Annotated in this window: 16 protein-coding genes; 7 read left to right on the top strand and 9 right to left on the bottom strand. The window is 63.4% G+C overall.

All coding sequences use genetic code 11. The features are described 5' to 3' along the window. The first annotated feature begins 83 nt into the window (after positions 1-83). Positions 84-524 carry a thioesterase family protein gene (locus APH30_RS19775; protein WP_054913529.1) on the top strand — a complete coding sequence of 147 codons (441 nt, stop codon included), beginning with the start codon at positions 84-86 and terminating at the stop codon, positions 522-524. A 54-nt stretch (positions 525-578) separates the two neighbouring features. Here APH30_RS19775 and APH30_RS19770 read toward each other — a convergent pair whose 3' ends face one another. The 3 genes from APH30_RS19770 to fdhD all read right to left on the bottom strand — a co-directional run bounded on the left by APH30_RS19770 (position 579) and on the right by fdhD (position 4,528). Then, positions 579-1,058 carry a glycine zipper domain-containing protein gene (locus tag APH30_RS19770; protein WP_054890280.1) on the bottom strand — a complete coding sequence of 160 codons (480 nt, stop codon included), beginning with the start codon at positions 1,056-1,058 and terminating at the stop codon, positions 579-581. A gap of 288 nt (positions 1,059-1,346) precedes the next feature. Then, complete coding sequence (locus APH30_RS19765) at positions 1,347-3,692, bottom strand: FdhF/YdeP family oxidoreductase (RefSeq protein WP_054913528.1); 2,346 nt, start codon at positions 3,690-3,692, stop codon at positions 1,347-1,349. A gap of 5 nt (positions 3,693-3,697) precedes the next feature. Next, positions 3,698-4,528: a formate dehydrogenase accessory sulfurtransferase FdhD gene (gene fdhD / locus APH30_RS19760; protein ID WP_054913527.1), complete on the bottom strand. Its 831-nt coding sequence runs from the start codon at positions 4,526-4,528 to the stop codon at positions 3,698-3,700. Positions 4,529-4,706: 178 nt separating this feature from the next. Here fdhD and lysM point away from each other — a divergent pair, with 178 nt between their 5' ends. Further along, complete coding sequence (lysM, locus tag APH30_RS19755; protein WP_054913526.1) at positions 4,707-5,147, top strand: peptidoglycan-binding protein LysM; 441 nt, start codon at positions 4,707-4,709, stop codon at positions 5,145-5,147. A 130-nt stretch (positions 5,148-5,277) separates the two neighbouring features. Here the strand turns inward: lysM and yrfG are convergent, their stop codons facing one another. Then, positions 5,278-5,940 carry a GMP/IMP nucleotidase gene (yrfG, locus tag APH30_RS19750; RefSeq protein ID WP_054913525.1) on the bottom strand — a complete coding sequence of 221 codons (663 nt, stop codon included), beginning with the start codon at positions 5,938-5,940 and terminating at the stop codon, positions 5,278-5,280. A 64-nt stretch (positions 5,941-6,004) separates the two neighbouring features. Here yrfG and nudE point away from each other — a divergent pair, with 64 nt between their 5' ends. After that, a complete protein-coding gene (gene nudE, locus APH30_RS19745; RefSeq protein WP_054913524.1) occupies positions 6,005-6,571 on the top strand; it encodes an ADP compounds hydrolase NudE in 567 nt (188 codons plus the stop codon). Continuing rightward, complete coding sequence (gene cysQ / locus APH30_RS19740; protein WP_054913523.1) at positions 6,568-7,386, top strand: 3'(2'),5'-bisphosphate nucleotidase CysQ; 819 nt, start codon at positions 6,568-6,570, stop codon at positions 7,384-7,386. Before nudE ends, cysQ begins: the two co-directional genes overlap by 4 nt. 151 nt (positions 7,387-7,537) lie before the next feature. On the opposite strand, the gene APH30_RS19735 is transcribed toward cysQ, so the two are convergent. From APH30_RS19735 to rfbC, 4 genes are read right to left on the bottom strand one after another with little or no spacing between them, the layout of a single operon-like run. Further along, entirely contained in the window at positions 7,538-7,993 is a 456-nt protein-coding gene (locus APH30_RS19735; protein ID WP_054913522.1) for a YiiD C-terminal domain-containing protein, read from the bottom strand. Next, positions 7,993-9,399, bottom strand: coding sequence for a sigma-54 dependent transcriptional regulator (locus APH30_RS19730; protein ID WP_054913521.1), 1,407 nt, complete (start codon positions 9,397-9,399; stop codon positions 7,993-7,995). Before APH30_RS19730 ends, APH30_RS19735 begins: the two co-directional genes overlap by 1 nt. Further along, positions 9,396-11,210: an ATP-binding protein gene (locus APH30_RS19725; protein WP_009684783.1), complete on the bottom strand. Its 1,815-nt coding sequence runs from the start codon at positions 11,208-11,210 to the stop codon at positions 9,396-9,398. Before APH30_RS19725 ends, APH30_RS19730 begins: the two co-directional genes overlap by 4 nt. 42 nt (positions 11,211-11,252) lie before the next feature. Further along, positions 11,253-11,798, bottom strand: a complete 546-nt coding sequence (gene rfbC / locus APH30_RS19720; protein ID WP_054913520.1) for a dTDP-4-dehydrorhamnose 3,5-epimerase — start codon at positions 11,796-11,798, stop codon at positions 11,253-11,255. Between the two features lie 277 nt (positions 11,799-12,075). Here rfbC and aguA point away from each other — a divergent pair, with 277 nt between their 5' ends. The 3 genes from aguA to APH30_RS19710 all read left to right on the top strand — a co-directional run bounded on the left by aguA (position 12,076) and on the right by APH30_RS19710 (position 15,305). Beyond that, positions 12,076-13,182, top strand: coding sequence for an agmatine deiminase (gene aguA, locus APH30_RS19715; RefSeq protein ID WP_054913519.1), 1,107 nt, complete (start codon positions 12,076-12,078; stop codon positions 13,180-13,182). 185 nt (positions 13,183-13,367) lie between these two features. Continuing rightward, complete coding sequence (locus APH30_RS29660; RefSeq protein WP_082416218.1) at positions 13,368-13,565, top strand: hypothetical protein; 198 nt, start codon at positions 13,368-13,370, stop codon at positions 13,563-13,565. Between the two features lie 420 nt (positions 13,566-13,985). Continuing rightward, positions 13,986-15,305 carry an OprD family porin gene (locus tag APH30_RS19710; protein ID WP_054913518.1) on the top strand — a complete coding sequence of 440 codons (1,320 nt, stop codon included), beginning with the start codon at positions 13,986-13,988 and terminating at the stop codon, positions 15,303-15,305. A gap of 188 nt (positions 15,306-15,493) precedes the next feature. Here APH30_RS19710 and APH30_RS19705 read toward each other — a convergent pair. Next, on the bottom strand, positions 15,494-16,288 hold a 795-nt coding region (locus tag APH30_RS19705), incomplete at its 5' end, for an ATP-binding protein (protein ID WP_156326576.1).

Raw genomic sequence — 16,288 nt, 5'->3', positions numbered from 1 at the left:
CCTACAGGGTGAGGTGCAGGCAGCGGGAACCTGGTTTTTCTGTTTCACTGTCAGCATCCATTGCGAAGACAAGAGTCAGCCAGATGACCGAATCCCCTCAGCGCACTGCCTTCTCCCACTTTCACCCGATTCTCACCCGCCCGCAGGACAACGACCTCAATGGCCATATCGCCGGGGCCACGGTGCACGGCTTCTTCGAAACGGCGATCCAGGCGTTTCTCGTCGAGCAGGCCGAGTTGGACCTGCGTGACGGCGAGCTGGCGGCTTTCGTGGTCAGTTCGGCAGCAGATTTCTATGCATTGCCGGGCTTCCCGGACGTGCTGGAAGTTGGGCTGGGCGTAACGCGCCTGGCGGGCAGTACGGTGGAGTACCGCCTGGCGTTGTATCGCCCAGGTGAGCCCGAGGCCTGCGCGGCCGGCACGGTGGTGCAAGTCTTCATCGAGCGTGTCAGTGGCCGGCCTGTGGCGTTGCCAGAGGCGCTGCAGGTGATTCTTTCCGGCTTGGTGCTGGAACAACACGTATAAAAAACCCCGCCGGAAGGGGCGGGGTTTTTGTTGCCGGGGCAGGGCCCTCAGGCGTTAGTCGCGCCAGTGGCGCTTGTGCTTGCGGTGGCCGTAGTGATGGCCACGGTCGTAGTGGCGACGGTCATCGTAGCCACGGCGGTAGCGACGGTCGTCATGGCGCTCATCGGCGTCGGCCTTGTTGCCCAGGTAGTTACCCAGCGCACCACCAGCACCGCCGCCGGCAGCCGCGCCGATGTAGCTACCGGTAGTACCGCCTACCGAGCGGCCCACCACGTTACCGCCTGCCGCGCCCAGGGCACCGCCAATAGCGGCTTCACCGCGCTGGCGCTTGTCGGCACCCAGCGCACCGCCGGCCGCACCGCCCAGGCCGGCACCAATGGCGCCGCCAGTGCTACCGCCGATGGAGTTACCGACCACGGAGCCCAGTACCCCACCCAATGCGCCGCCAATGCCGGCCTCGGTGGTGCCGCCTGCCATGGCAACGCCGCTGAGCAAGCTGAAAGACAACAACAAAATCGAGGAGTACTTCTTCATCAAGAGAGCCTCATAAGGATGACGAGGCGAATTTGAGGCTAAGCGAGGTGGCTGGCAACGGAAATCCGACGAGTAACACGAGTTGTACACAATTCTCTAAGTCACTGTATTTGTTGTGAAACTTAAACCATTTTCGGCTGTCTGAGGTCTTTATGGCAAAAGCCCTGAACCTTGCGGAACTGGGCTTTTTTCGTTTTTGGCGCTTCTGGCCTCTTCGCGGCTGAAGCCGCTCCTACAGGGTTTTGCTCCAGCCTGTAGAAACGGTTTTAGCCGCGAACACGACCTCCATTACAGGATACGCCCGTCATCCCGCGCCCGCTCCAGCTTGATGGCGATGAACTTCGAGGTTGGCGTATGGCTGCCATCGCCAATGCTCTCCAGCGGCACCAGCGGGTTCACCTCCGGGTAATACGCCGCCGCCTGCCCGGCCGGAATATCGAACGCCAGCAGGGTAAAGCCGTGCACCCGGCGGACGTGTTCATCCCCCCACAACGATACGATGTCGACCTTCTGCCCCGGCTGGAAGCCCAGGCGGATGATGTCGGCTTCGTTGGCGAACAGCACCTCGCGTTGGCCGCGCACGCCACGGTAGCGGTCGTCCAGGCCGTAGATGGTGGTGTTGTACTGATCGTGCGAACGCATCGACTGCATGATCAGGTCCGGTAACTGGCCGCTGGCCCGCACACGGTCGTCAAGCAGCGTATCGGGCAGCAGGTTGGCCTTGAAGTTGGCGCGGCCGGTGTTGGTCTTCCATGTGCGGCTGGCGGCGTTATTGCCCAGGTAGAAGCCGCCTGGGTGTTGCAGGCGTTGGTTGAAGCCGCTGAAGCCTGTGATGGTGTCGGCGATCAGGTCGCGAATGCGCGCATAGTCGGCGACCAGCCAGTGCCAGTCCACGGGTTTCTTGCCCAGCGTAGCGGCGGCGATGCCAGCAATGACCGCCGGCTCCGAGCGCATCTGCGAAGACAGCGGTTTGAGCTGGCCGTTGGATGCGTGCACCATGCTGAACGAGTCTTCGACCGTTACCGCTTGTGGCCCGTCGGCCTGCAGGTCGATGTCGGTACGGCCCAGGCACGGCAAAATCAGCGCTTGCTTGCCATGAACCAGGTGGCTGCGGTTGAGCTTGGTGCTGATGTGCACGGTCAGCTCGCAGTTGCGCAGCGCCTGCGCCGTGCGCTCGGTGTCCGGCGTGGCCTGGGCGAAATTGCCGCCCAGGCCGATGAACACCTTGGCCCGGCCGTCGAGCATGGCGTGAATCGCTTCGACCGTGTTGTGGCCGTTGTGCCGTGGCACGGGGAAGCCGAAGCGCTTTTCCATGGCCTCGAGCAGCGCCATGGGTGGGCGCTCGTTGATGCCCATGGTGCGGTCGCCCTGCACGTTGCTGTGGCCACGTACCGGGCACAGGCCTGCGCCTGGTGCGCCGATATTGCCGCGCAGCATCTGCAGGTTGACGATTTCCTGAATGGTCGGCACCGAGTGGCGGTGTTGGGTGATACCCATCGCCCAGCACATGATGACCCGTTCGGCGCGGCAGTACATGCGCGCCGCCAGTTCGATGTCGGCCATGGGCAGGCCGGATTGCGCCTGGATGTGGTCCCATGGCGTGGCATCTACCACGGCCAGGTAATCGTCCACGCCATGGCCGTGCTCGGCGATGAAGGCATGGTCGAACACCGCCGGTTCACCCTTGGCCTGGGCTTCACGCTCCCATTGCAGGGCGAACTTGGCCATGCCACGCAGCAGCGCCATGTCGCCACCCAACGCCGGGCGGAAGAATGCCGTGTTGGTTGGGCGGTCGCTGTTGGTCAGCATTTCCAGCGGGTTCTGCGGGTGCTGGAAGCGCTCCAGGCCCCGCTCCTTGAGCGGGTTGATGCAAACTACCTGAGCGCCACGTTTCACCGCGTCGCGCAGCGGGTCGAGCATGCGCGGGTGGTTGGTGCCGGGGTTCTGGCCCCAGACAAAAATCGCGTCGGCATGTTCGAAATCGTCGAACGTGACCGTGCCTTTGCCCACCCCGATGCTTTGCCCCAACGCCACGCCGCTGGCCTCGTGGCACATGTTCGAGCAGTCGGGAAAGTTGTTGGTACCGAAGGCGCGCACGAACAGCTGGTACAGGTAGGCTGCTTCGTTGCTGGCCCGCCCCGAGGTATAGAACTCGGCCTGGTCAGGTGTGGCCAACTTGTTCAACTCGCGGGCGACCAGGGCAAAAGCGGCGTCCCAGCTGATCGGCTGATAGCGGTCGCTGGTCGCATCGTAGACCATCGGCTCGGTGAGGCGGCCCTGGTACTCCAGCCAGTAGTCGCTTTGCTGCAGCAGGGCGGTGACGCTGTAACGGGCGAAGAAGGCAGCATCGACACGGCGCTTGGTGGCCTCCCAGTTCACGGCCTTGGCGCCGTTCTCGCAGAACTTGACCATGCCGCTTTCTGGCGAATCGCCCCAGGCGCAGCCTGGGCAGTCGAAACCGCCGTTCTGGTTGGTCTTGAGCAGGGCGCGAATGTTCTTCAACGCGTTATCGCTGCCGACCCAGGCCTTGGCCACGCTGCGCAGCGCACCCCAGCCACCGGCAGGGCCGTGGTAGGGCTTGTAGCGAGGGGTTGAGGCTGGGGCATTGTCCGGTAGGTGCTGGTACGAGGTCACGACTGTTACGACTCCGCCGCCGGGCTGTAGACCCGCGGTGCGCTGTGCTTGGGTAGATGAATGAGGTTGAGGTTGTGCTTGCGCGCCCACTGCAGGGCAAGCCCGGTGGGGGCGGACAGGCTGACCAAGGTCTGGATGCCGGCGCGCAGCACTTTCTGGATCAGTTCCAGGCTGCAGCGGCTGGTGACGATCGCAAGGCCGCCCTGGCTGTCGATGCCCTGGCGCAGCAGCGCGCCGATCAGCTTGTCGAGGGCGTTGTGCCGGCCAATGTCTTCACGGCCCAGCAGCAGTTCGCCGTGGCGGTCCATGAACAGCGCGGCATGCACCGCCCCGCAGTGCTGGCCCAGCGGCTGAAATGCATCGATGCGCTCGCGCAGGCCCACCAGCCACGCTGCCGGTGGCAGCGGCGCACCGGGCAGCACGGCCAGTTCTGGCAACGCCTGCTCCAGCGCCTCGACCCCGCACAGGCCGCAGCCGCTGGTGCCGGCCAGCTGCCGGCGCTGGTTTTTCAGGTTCCAGAAGGCTCGGCTGGATATTTCCACGTCTGCATACAGGGCCGAGCCACTGCCCGAGAGCTTCAGGTCGTAGATTTCCGAGGTGCCTTCGACGATGCCGCTGCCCACGCTGAAACCGACGGCGAAATCTTCCAGGTCGGTCGGGCTGACCAGCATCACTGCCTGGTTGAGGCCGTTGTAGACGATGGCCAACGCAACCTCTTCGGCCAGCGGCGTGCTGTCACCATTACCGTCGCTGAGCTGGACGTATGCGTAGGTGTTGCTGGCGGCCGGCAGGGACAAGGGCGATGAGGCCGTGCAGACCGGAGGTTTGCTGTTCATCGGGGCAGGCTGTTCATTCGGCGGCTTGGTGTAGCACAAGCCTAGGCGCGTGGGCCTGTGGCGTCTAATCGCTAGCCTCTATCCCTTGATAGAGCGCGTCGATTGGTCGCAGGCGGGCGGCATGAGCAAAGCTGGCCTAGACTGCTGGGTTCGAGGTTTCGTGAACAAGGAGAGTGCTATGAGCTTGATCAGTTTCGTGAAGGAAGCAGGCGAGAAGTTGATCGACCTGCTGACCCCGGGCAATGCCAAGGCTGAAGAGCAGTTGAAGAAACACGTGGAGAATGTCGGCCTCGGCAACCCGAACATCACGGCGACCGTGGAGGGCGACAAAGTGATCCTCAAGGGTGAAGTCGCCAGCCAGGAAGAGAAGGAGAAGATTGTGCTGGCGGCGGGCAACATCGAGGGTGTGGCCAGCGTCGATGACCAGATCACTGTGACCGGGCCGGTCGTGACAGCCGCACGCCTGGTCACGGTCAAGAAGGGTGATACGCTGTCGGCGATTGCCCTGGTGGTGTATGGCAATGCCAATCAGTACAACAAGATCTTCGAGGCCAACAAGCCGATGCTCAAGCACCCGGACAAGATCTATCCGGGGCAGGTACTGCGTATTCCTGACTGACTTTTGCAGGCTTTATTGGCCCTATCGCCGGCAAGCCGGCTCCCACAAGGTTGCTGCAAAGCGTGAGGCGGGTGGTCACCTGTGGGAGCGGGCGTGCCCGCGAACACCGGCGTAGCCGGTGCCAGGGCCCTTACAGGCCAATCAATAGCTCCCGGTAGTCCTCGACCGCAGCAAACTCTTCAGTATCGCGCGGCTGCGCCTGGCTATCGGGCTGGCGCACGGCCAGCAGGTGCGCCACACCAAAGCGCCGTGCGCTGCGCAGTATCGCCAGGGTGTCATCGATGAACAGGCTACGCCCCGGCTCAAAACCGATGTCCGCCTGCAAGGCGTGCCAGAACTGTGGGCTTTCCTTCGGGTAACCATAGTCATGCGAGCTGATCAGCCGCTCGAAATACGGTGCCAGCTCCACCCGTTCGAGCTTCAGCGACAGCGAATCACGGTGGGCATTGGTGATCATCACCACGCGCTTGCCGGCATTTCGAATCGCCGCCAGGAACGTGTCGGCATCCGGGCGCAACGCGATCAGGTCGGCAATTTCCCGCTTCAGCTCCCGGATCGGCAGGCGCAGTTCGCGGCTCCAGAAGTCCAGGCAGTACCAGTTCAGCGTGCCGGCATTACGCTCGAACAGCGGCTGCAGCTCCATCTCCGCCATGGCCCGGCTCACGCCATGCAGCTCTGCATAGCGCTGGGGCAGGTGGTCGAGCCAGAAGCGGTTGTCGTAATGCAGGTCGAGCAGGGTGCCGTCCATATCCAGCAGGACGGTATCGATGGCAGACCAGGGAAGAACAGGCATGGGAAACTCTCGATCAGTCGGCAAGCCACGGTATAGTAACCCGTTCACGCCAAGGAGCCGCCCCATGCGCCAGAAACCCACCGTCCTCAGCCGCGAAATCGTCGCCAGCAGCCGCCTGTTCCGCGTAGAGGCTGTGCAATTGCGCTTCAGCAATGGTGCCGAGCGCACCTATGAGCGCCTGGTAGGCCGGGGTAACGGCTATGGCGCGGTGATGATCGTGGCCATGCTCGACGCCGAGCACGCCGTGCTGGTGGAAGAGTATTGCGGTGGTACCGACGAGTACGAGCTGTCGCTGCCCAAGGGCCTGATCGAGCCCGGCGAAGATGTGCTGGCAGCCGCCAACCGCGAGCTCAAGGAAGAGGCCGGGCTTGGCGCGCGCCAGCTTGAGCACCTGACCGAGCTGTCGCTTTCGCCGGGCTACATGAGCCAGAAAATCCAGGTGGTGCTGGCCACCGATCTGTACGAAGAGCGCCTGGAGGGCGATGAGCCGGAGCCGATGCGGGTCGACAAGGTCAACCTGCGCGAGCTGTCGGCCTTGGCCATGCACCCGCAGTTCACCGAAGGCCGCGCCCTGGCGGCGCTGTACCTGGCGCGTGACCTGCAGATCCAGCGGGGGCTGCTGGCGCTATGAACGACAATCAACTGATGCGTGAAGTGGTCAAGTTGGCGTTGACTGCGGGCGAGGCGATCCTGCCGTTCTGGCGTGCCGATGTGGCAGTCACCAACAAGGCCGATGATTCGCCGGTGACTGCCGCCGACCTGGCAGCGCACCGGGTGATTGCCGATGGCCTGCTGGCGCTGGCGCCGCAGATTCCGGTGTTGTCCGAAGAGGACTGCAACATTGCGCTGGCCGAGCGCCAGGGCTGGAGCCGCTGGTGGCTGGTGGATCCGCTGGATGGCACCAAGGAATTCATTGCCGGCAGCGAGGAGTTCACAGTCAATATCGCCTTGATCGAAAAAGGCGAGGTGGTGTTTGGCGTGGTATCGATGCCCACGAATGGCCGCTGCTACTTTGGGGGCCGCGAATTGGGGGCTTGGCGGGCAGACGCGGGTGAGGCGGCCCGGCCGATCCAGGTGCGCAACGCTCCGCCAGCGGGTGAGCGGTTTACCGTGGTTGCCAGCCGCCGGCACTCCAGCCCCGAACAGGAAGCATTGTTGGCGGGCCTGGGTGCGGCAGTGGGTGAACTGGAGCTGGCCAACATTGGTAGCTCGTTGAAGTTCTGCCTGTTGGCCGAGGGCAGCGCCGATTGTTATCCACGCCTGGCGCCGACTTCGCAGTGGGATACGGCGGCGGCCCAGGGTGTGGTGGAAGGGGCGGGGGGTGAAGTGATCGGGCTGGACGGTTTGCCGTTCCGTTACCCGGCGCGCGAGTCTTTGCTCAACCCATATTTCCTGGCGTTGCCGGCCAAGGCAGCGTGGCGCCAGGCCTTTCTTGAGCTGATCTAGCGGGCCTGGCCTTGTAGGAGCGGCCTTGTGTCGCGATGGGCTGCAAAGCAGCCCCGGCAATTTGTGCACCATGCCCAAACCCTGGGGCTGCTTTGCAGCCCTTTCGCGACACAAGGCCGCTCCTACAGGGGGGGCGCGACAGCCTTCGTTCTCAGCGGTGCAGCACGTACTGGCCGCTGAAGGTGACGGCCGGCTCATCACTCCCGGCATTGCTTACCGTGGTTTCCAGCGTCAACCGCGCCCGGCCACGACGCTGGTACATGTTGAGGAAGCGTTCCCAGGCTTTCTCTTCCGGCGCCGGGCAACGGGCTATTGCCGCCCCGGTAACCGGCAGCGGGTAGCTGATTTGCCCTTCCTGGATGACGATATGCCCGTCATCTATCCCCAGTTCGCGCAGCCGCATGTGCAGCCAGCCCCAGCCCACCAGCACCGCTGCACAGTACAGGCTGCCGCCGAACATGGTGCTCTTGTGGTTGACGTTGGCCGCCAGCGGCAATTGCAGGCGCAGGGTGTGGTGTTGCCAATCAATGACTTCCAGGCCCATTTCGCGGGTCAGCGGGATGTCGCCATGCAGTACGGACTGCAGGTACTGGCTATCGGTGCTCATCAACGGTTGTCCTCATGTTCGTCGTGCCCGCCGCTACCGCCCTCGAAGCTCAAGCCATGCTTGCGCAGCTTGTCGTGCAAGGTTTTGCGGGGGATGCCCAGCGCCTCTGCCAGGCTGCGCATGGAGCTGTGGGGCTGGGCCAGCTCGGCGGCGATCAGCGAGCGCTCGAATTGCTCGACCTGTTCGCTCAGGTTGCCACTCAACACCGAAGGCGCCGCAGCCGCAGCCGCTGGCAGCTGACCATCCAGCGCCAGCTCAAGGCCCAGGGCGAAACGCTCGGCGGCGTTCTGCAATTCACGCACGTTGCCTGGCCAGGTGTGGCGCAGCAGCATCGCCCGCTGCGCCGGCAGCAAGGCGTGTGGCGCCAGGCTGTGGCGCTGGCTGGCAGCGTCGGCAAAATGCTGGAACAGCACCAGGATGTCGTCGCCGCGGTCCCGCAGCGGCGGAATACGCAGTGGCGCTACGTTCAGCCGGTAGTACAGGTCGGCCCGGAAGCGGCCTTGGTCGGCGGCCTGGCGCAGGTCTTCCTTGGTGGCGGCGATAATGCGGATATCCAGCGGGATCAACTGGTTGCCGCCCAGGCGTTCCACCACCCGCTCCTGCAACATGCGCAGCAGCTTGACCTGCACGTCCAGGCTCATGCTCTCGATTTCGTCGAGGAACAGCGTACCGCCGTTGGCGAACTCGAATTTGCCGATGCGCCGTTTTTGCGCCCCGGTGAACGCCCCGGGCTCATGGCCGAACAGTTCGCTTTCGACCACCGATTCGGCCAGCGCCCCGGCGTTGATCGCCACGAACGGCCCATCACGGCGGCTGGACAGGTCATGCAGCGCACGGGCGACCACCTCCTTGCCGGCACCGGTTTCACCCAGGATCAGCACATCGGCGCGGGTTCCGGCCAAGGCGCCGATCTGCTCGCGCAGGCGCTGCATGGCCGGCGAATGGCCGACCAGGCGCGTGGCCAGTTGCTGGCGGTCGCTCAGTGCCAGGCGCAGGCTGCGGTTGTCCAGCACCAGGCGGCGCAGGGCCAAGGCACGGCGCACGCTGTCGAGCAGGGCGTCGCTGGCGAAAGGCTTTTCCAGAAAGTCATAGGCACCGGCGCGCATTGCCTGTACCGCCAGGGGCACATCCCCGTGGCCGGTAATCAGCAGCACGGGCAGTTCGCTGTCGCGGCCGTGCAGTTGCTCCAGCAGCTGCAGGCCATCGATGCCAGGCATGCGGATGTCGCTGACCACGACGCCGGGCCAGTCGGTCTCGATACACTCAGCCAGGCCTTGGGCATCGCCCAGCGCGACCACTTTCAGCCCGGCCAGGTCCAAGGTCTGGCTCAGGGCCTGGCGCAGGTGCGGGTCATCGTCGACCAGGATGACCTGGGCTTGGCTGTCGATCTGTGTCTCGGGGGTCATGCCGAGGGGTCCTCCGAATTGGGCAAGGTTGCGCCAGGCGCAGCCTTGCGTAGCTGCAGGGTCAGCAGAGCACCACCTTCCGGGTGGTTGGCCAGCAGCAGTTCACCCCCCAGGGCGCGCATCAGGCTTTCGCAGATGGCCAACCCCAGGCCCAGGCCCTGGGTGCGGGTCTTGGTGGTGAAGAACGGCTCCTTGGCATGCTCCAGGGCCTGGCGGCTGAAGCCGGGGCCATTGTCGCGGATGTACAGGTAGACGCAGTCATCACGCTGTTCGGCACTTAGCCACAGGCGGCGCGGGTTGGCTTTTTCGGTCAGGGCGTCCAGGGCATTGGCCAGCAGGTTGCCCAGCACCTGGCGCAGGCGGGTTTCACCGGCCTGTACCCACAAGGTGGCTTCCGGCAGGTCGCGGATCAGCTCCACGGCCATTGCCCGGCGACGCTTGGCCAGCAGCGCCAGGGCATCGTCCAGGGCTGGCTGCAGGGCCACGCTTTCCGGCGCGTGCCGGTCACGGCGGGCGAAGGCCCGCAAGTGGGCGATGATCGACGCCATGCGCCCGGTCAGCTCGCCAATCAGCTTGAGGTTGCCGCGGGCGTCCTCGGTGCGTTGGTGGTCGAGCAGGATCTCGGCATTTTCTGCGTAGCTGCGAATCGCCGCCAGCGGCTGGTTGAGTTCGTGGCTGATACTGGCCGACATGGTGCCAAGCACCGACAGCTTGCCGGCCTGCACCAGCTCGTCCTGGGCGCGCACCGCCTCTTGCTGGGCATTTTCGCGCTCCAGTACGGCGCGCTTGAGGCGGGTGTTGAGACCCTCAAGGTCGGCGGTGCGTTCGGCTACGCGCTTTTCCAGCTCCTGACGGGCGCGGGCTTCGAAGTCGATGCGGTCGATGTAGTGGCGGCGCCGTTGCATCACCAGCCCGGCCAGCAGCATTGCTACCAGCAGGGTGCCGGCGCCAATGGCCATTACCGTTTGCACCGAACGGTCTACCAGCATGCGCGGGGCAAGGATGCTGACTTGCCAGCCGGTCTCCTTGATGTCGCGGGTCTGGGTGATCCAGGCATCCGGGGCGAGCACCAGCGGTTGCGGGGCCTGGGTGGGGTAGGGCTGGATGGCGATGATGGCCTGGCGCTCGGCATCGCTCAGTGCGCGGGTGGCACGGAAGCGCCAATCGGGCCGCGAAGTGAGGATGACCACGCCATTGTGATCGGTCAGCAACAGCTGCTCCGGTGTGCGGCCCCACAGGGTTTCGGTGTGGTCGAGGTCGACCTTGACCACCAGCACGCCCACGATGCGCTCGCGATCGCGCACGGCGGCGGCAAAGAAGTAGCCGCGTTTGGCCGACGTTGTGCCCTGGCCGAAGAAGCGGCCCAGGTGGCCCGCCATGGCTTCGTTGAAGTACGGGCGGAAGGCGAAGTTGCGGCCCACGAAGCTGTCGTGCTTGTCCCAGTTGGACGCCGCCAGGGTGTTGCCGCTGACATCCATCAGGTACATCACCTCGGCGCCGGTCTGCTGCACGATGCCCTTGAGCAGGCGGTTGGCGTTGGTCACCGCCTCCAGGCGGAAGGGGTCGGCCAGTACGCTGCGCAGTGCCGGCAGGTCGCCGAGGATCTGCGGCAGGGTTTCATAGCGGTGCAGGGTGCCGAGCAGGTTGGCCACGTACAGGTCCAGGGTCTGGCGGTTCTGCGAGGCCAATTCCTGCTGGTAGTAACGTTCGGCCAGGTGGTGCAAGGGCCACAGTAACGGCGCCAGGCACAGGGCCAGCAAGGCCAGGCTGCGCCAGCGGGGACGGCGTGGGGGCGTGGGTTTAGCAATCATCACGTAAATGCGCCAGAAAGGTCTGGCGCAATTATGCGCTAGTTACGGCAGCAGTTCCGCCTCTGCCCATGCCCGGCCAAGCTTGTCCTTGTCTGACAGCAGCGGTGGTTGCTGCAGCCCCCAGTCGATGGCCAGGTGCGGATCGTCCCAGCGGATGCAGCGGTCGGCGCCGGGGTTGTAGTAATCGGTGGTCTTGTAGAGGAACTCGGCCGACTCGCTCAGCACCGCAAAACCGTGGGCGAAGCCTGCGGGTATCCACAACTGGCGATGGTTGGCTGCGGACAGATTCACCGCGACCCACTGGCCGAAGGTGGGCGAGCTTTTGCGCACATCCACGGCGACATCGCGGATTTCGCCCTGAACCACGCGCACCAGCTTGCCCTGGGTATTCTCCACCTGAAAATGCAGCCCGCGTAGCACCCCCTTGACCGAGCGCGAGTGGTTATCCTGGACGAATTCGACATTCACCCCGGTCTGCCTTGCGAACTCGCGGGCGTTGAACGCTTCGAAGAAAAAGCCACGGCTGTCACCGTAAACCGTGGGCTCGATGATCAGTACATCGGGGATTGCAGTCGGGATGATGTTCATGGCGGTTCGCTTGCCGTTCGTTAACTATTGACCCTAGTCGCCCTTCCTGGAAATTTCCGCATGCAGCAGTGACAGGATGCGTACGATATGGCCAGGGTAGGCGGCCAAGCGACGGGTGCTAACGGGTGAACACGCATTAAATTCGATTTCTATCGATATTAGGATGGCGTATCGCCTGAAAATCCGACGTATAAGGCTTTAAATATCGATATGTATCGGTTATAAATAGATCAACGTCTCACCGCAATCCGGCCCAGGGCCATCACAGAGGTCAACCATGAAAACCCTCAACTCCACGCCACGTGCCGATGGTTTCCACATGCCCGCCGAGTGGGCCCCGCAAACCCAGGTATGGATGGTTTGGCCGGAGCGTTCGGACAACTGGCGCCTGGGTGGCAAACCGGCGCAGACAGCCCATGTAGCCCTGGCCAAGGCCATTGCCCGTTTTGAGCCGGTTACCGTTGCGGTTTCCGCTGGCCAGTACGAGAACGCGCGTCGCCAGCTCGACCAGCCGAACATTCGGGTGGTCGAAATCAGCAACGACGACGCCTGGGTGCGTGACACCGGCCCGACCTTCGTCATCAACGACCAAGGCGAAGTGCGCGGTGTGGACTGGGGCTTCAACGCCTGGGGCGGCTTCGATGGTGGCCTGTATGCGCCATGGAACCGCGACGAGGAACTGGCGGCCAAGGTGCTGGAAATGGAGCGCTGCCAGCGCTACCACACCGAAGGCTTCGTGCTCGAGGGCGGCTCGATCCACGTGGACGGTGAAGGCACGCTGATCACCACCGAGGAATGCCTGCTCAACCGCAACCGCAACCCGCACCTGACCCGCGAGCAGATCGAAGCGGTGCTGCGCGACCACCTGGCGGTGGATACCGTGGTGTGGTTGCCCGATGGCCTGTACAACGATGAAACCGACGGCCACGTCGACAATTTCTGCTGTTACGTGCGCCCGGGCGAAGTGTTACTGGCCTGGACCGATGATTCCAACGACCCCAATTACGCCCGTTGCCATGCCGCCATGGAGGTGTTGCAGAACACCCGTGACGCCAAGGGCCGAGCACTAATCGTGCACAAAATGCCCATTCCCGGGCCGCTGTACGCCACGGCTGAAGAATGTGCCGGTGTCGACCACGTTGCCGGCAGCCAGGAGCGTGACCCATCGGTGCGCCTGGCCGGTTCCTACGTGAATTTCCTGATCGTCAACGGCGGCATCATTGCGCCAAGCTTCGATGACCCGGCAGATGCCGAAGCCAGAGCGATCCTTGCGCGGATATTCCCAGACCACGAAGTGGTGATGATTCCTGGGCGCGAGCTGCTGTTGGGCGGTGGCAACATCCACTGCCTGACCCAGCAGCAGCCGGCACCGGTGACGCGCTGAGTGCCAGCCCGGTGACCAAGAGGCCCGTCAGTAGACGGGCCTTTTTTTCGGACGACGCCCGGCGGCTGGTTTGGCATAGGTTTTGTATTGTTTTTCAAGGAGATAGCTTGGCTCTGCCAGGTTATCCGAGCTGTAACATTACCTACGTAGATTAGCCGCTCACGGGTTAGGGAGTACGTGTAGACATGAACGCAGCAAGTGAGTCGGCTTTGCGCCCATTGGCAGTTGGTCACCCATCGCTCAAGCGGGTCGCGGCGTGGTTGAAACACCATGGAAGCATTAGGGTCAGGACGACCGACCCACGACGTCTGCTTGCCGGACGCTACCCGCAAGGTTTGCTCAGCGATGCTGAAATGCAGGCGCTGATGGCGGTGTGGCACTAATCGACTACAGCTGTGCCGACCTCTTGGCGGCGATAGCCGCGAAGAGGCCGGTACCTGCCAAACGCCCCTCCCCACACGCATCCGGTAAATTGTCGGGGCAGTCAAGATGCCGTTTCTGACAAAAAGATAAAATCCCCGCCTACAGCGCCAACATGCATTGAAATGCCTCGTATCACGGGATGATCTTGGTTATATCAACCTGCATTTCACGACTTTTTGACATTTGTAATCGCACACGGCTAGGATTCGGCCCAACGCCTGCTGGCCACTTCCGTTGGCCATGCTGCTGCCAGAGGTCGCCCGTGCAATTGCCGGCCGGCCTTCAAGTCTGGATCCGCATAGCGTCGAACCTACGTAAGGGGCGTTGGTTCCTGGCGTTGTATTGCAGCGCGTTTTTGATTAAGCGATAAGGAAAATAACATGTTGAAAACCAGGATCAGCCTGGTCGCCCTGGCGATGATCGCCGCGACCCAGGCACAGGCCAATGATCAGGCCGAGAGCAAGGGCTTCATCGAGGACAGCCACGCCAACGTCCTTCTGCGCAACGCTTACATCAACCGTGACAAGAAGCACGGCACCGACGACCAGATCGAATGGGGCCAGGCAGTCATCGGCAATTTCTCCTCCGGTTTTACCCAAGGCACTGTCGGTGTCGGCGTCGACGCATTCGGCCTGTATGCCCTGCGCCTCGATGGCGGCAAAGGCCATAACGGTGGCGCGGGTGTCGACTTCTTCAAGCCGCACGAAACCGCCAACGCCGACGGCAACGCCAGCTCGCCGCACAACCTGGCGCGTGGTGGCGCAGCCGTGAAGTTCCGCATTTCCAATACCGTGCTCAAGTACGGTGACCAGATGCCGGCACTGCCAGTGCTGCAGTACGACGACGCACGTCTGCTGCCAGAAAGCTTCACCGGCACCCTGATCACCTCCAAGGAAATCAAGGGCCTGGAGCTGAACGCCGGCCGCTTCACCCAGGAAGCGCGCAAAAGCGCCGAGCGTCGTGATGGTGGTGGCCTGAAGTCGATCAACGTGCTGGGTGGTAGCTACAAGTTCAGCGACAACTTCACCGGCTCGCTGTACACCGCAGACAACGAAGACGTGATGCGCAAGCACTACCTGGGCTTGAACTACGTCTTCCCGATCGCCAGCGACCAGTCCCTGACCCTGGACTTCAACGGCTACAAGTCGGACATCAACAACAAGTACGTCAAGGCCGCCGGCCTGAACGGCGACTCCAACACCATCTGGAGCCTGGCGGCCACCTACGCGTATGGTGCGCACTCGTTCACCCTCGCCCACCAGCGCAGCACTGGCAGCACCGGCTACAACTACGGCTGGTACCAGAACCAGGGCGGCGTGGGTGACGGTGGTTCGACCATCTACCTGGCCAACTCGTACTGGTCCGACTTCAACGCCGAGGACGAGCGTTCCTGGCAGCTGGGCTACGGCCTGGACTTCGGTGCCTACGGCATCCCTGGCCTGACCTACAAGCTGGCATACGTAGTGGGTGACAACATCAACACCCGCAACAACGCCAACCCGCAGGGCTTCGGCGAAGGCAAGGAACGCGAAATCTTCAACCAGGTCCGTTACGTGGTGCAGGACGGCCCGGCCAAAGACCTGTCCATCAAGCTGCGTAGCTCGTTCGTGCGTACCAACAACGCCGTACAGCAGAACGGCTACAACGACGATGGCAACGAAGTACGCGTATTCGTCGAGTACCCGATCAGCATCTTCTGATGCTGAGCTGAGGGTGCTGGGGGCTGCTTTGCAGCCCATCGCGACGCAAGGCCGCTCCTGCAGGAATGCCCCGAACCGGGCCCCTTGTGGGAGCGGCCTTGTGTCGCGAAAGGGCCGCACCGCGGCCCCGGCGATCTGCGCCACAACCCCAAAAAATCGAGCTGCCACGCCGCCCCTAGCGACACGGCTCAACCCGGTAGCAACACGCTAACCCGCAATCCACCCCCTTCGCGGTTCATCAGCATCAGCTCACCGCCATGGCTGCCAGCGATGCGTTGAGCAATGCTCAACCCCAACCCGTATCCCCCGGAGGACTGGTTGCGCGACCCTTCGCCGCGTACGAACGGGTCGGTAATGGTCGCCAGCAGCCCCGGCGCAATCCCCGGGCCACGGTCGTCGATATGGATCAGCACCCCGCTGTTCGCCCGTTCCAGCGTGACCGAAACCTCCTTGGCATAACGCAGTGCATTGATCAGCAGGTTCTGCAGGCAACGCTGCAACAGCAACGCATCCACACGCACGCCGCCTGCTTGGCCATGCACCGGCAATGGCTCTTTTTCGGTCGCCAGGTCGGCGCATAGGCGTGCCACCAGTCGGTCCAGGTCCACCTGCTGCAAGTTCTGCTGTTCCCCGGCCCGCAGGTAGTCGAGCACCTGGCCGATCATGTCGTCCATCTGCCTGATGTTCTGCCGCAGGCGCTGGTGGTGTTCATCGTCCGGCAAGCGCTCCAGGCGCAGGCGCATGCGGGTCAAGGGGGTGCGCAGGTCGTGGGACACAGCGGCGAGGAAGTAGGCCTTGTCGTTGACCATGGCAATCAGGCGCTGCTGCATGGCGTTGAACGCCTGGGCAGCCTGGCGTACCTCCTGCGGGCCATCCAGTACCAAGGGCGGCTGCTCAAGATTGGTGCCCAGGCCACGGGCAGCATCGGCCAAGCGCTGCAACGGGCGCAGGCACAGGCGCACGGCAATCAGGCAGACCAACAG

This window comes from Pseudomonas sp. NBRC 111127 (genome assembly GCF_001320345.1).
Taxonomy (GTDB): domain Bacteria; phylum Pseudomonadota; class Gammaproteobacteria; order Pseudomonadales; family Pseudomonadaceae; genus Aquipseudomonas; species Aquipseudomonas juntendi.
Note: the sequence above shows the minus strand (reverse complement) of the source record. Positions and strands in the feature narration are given on the sequence as shown.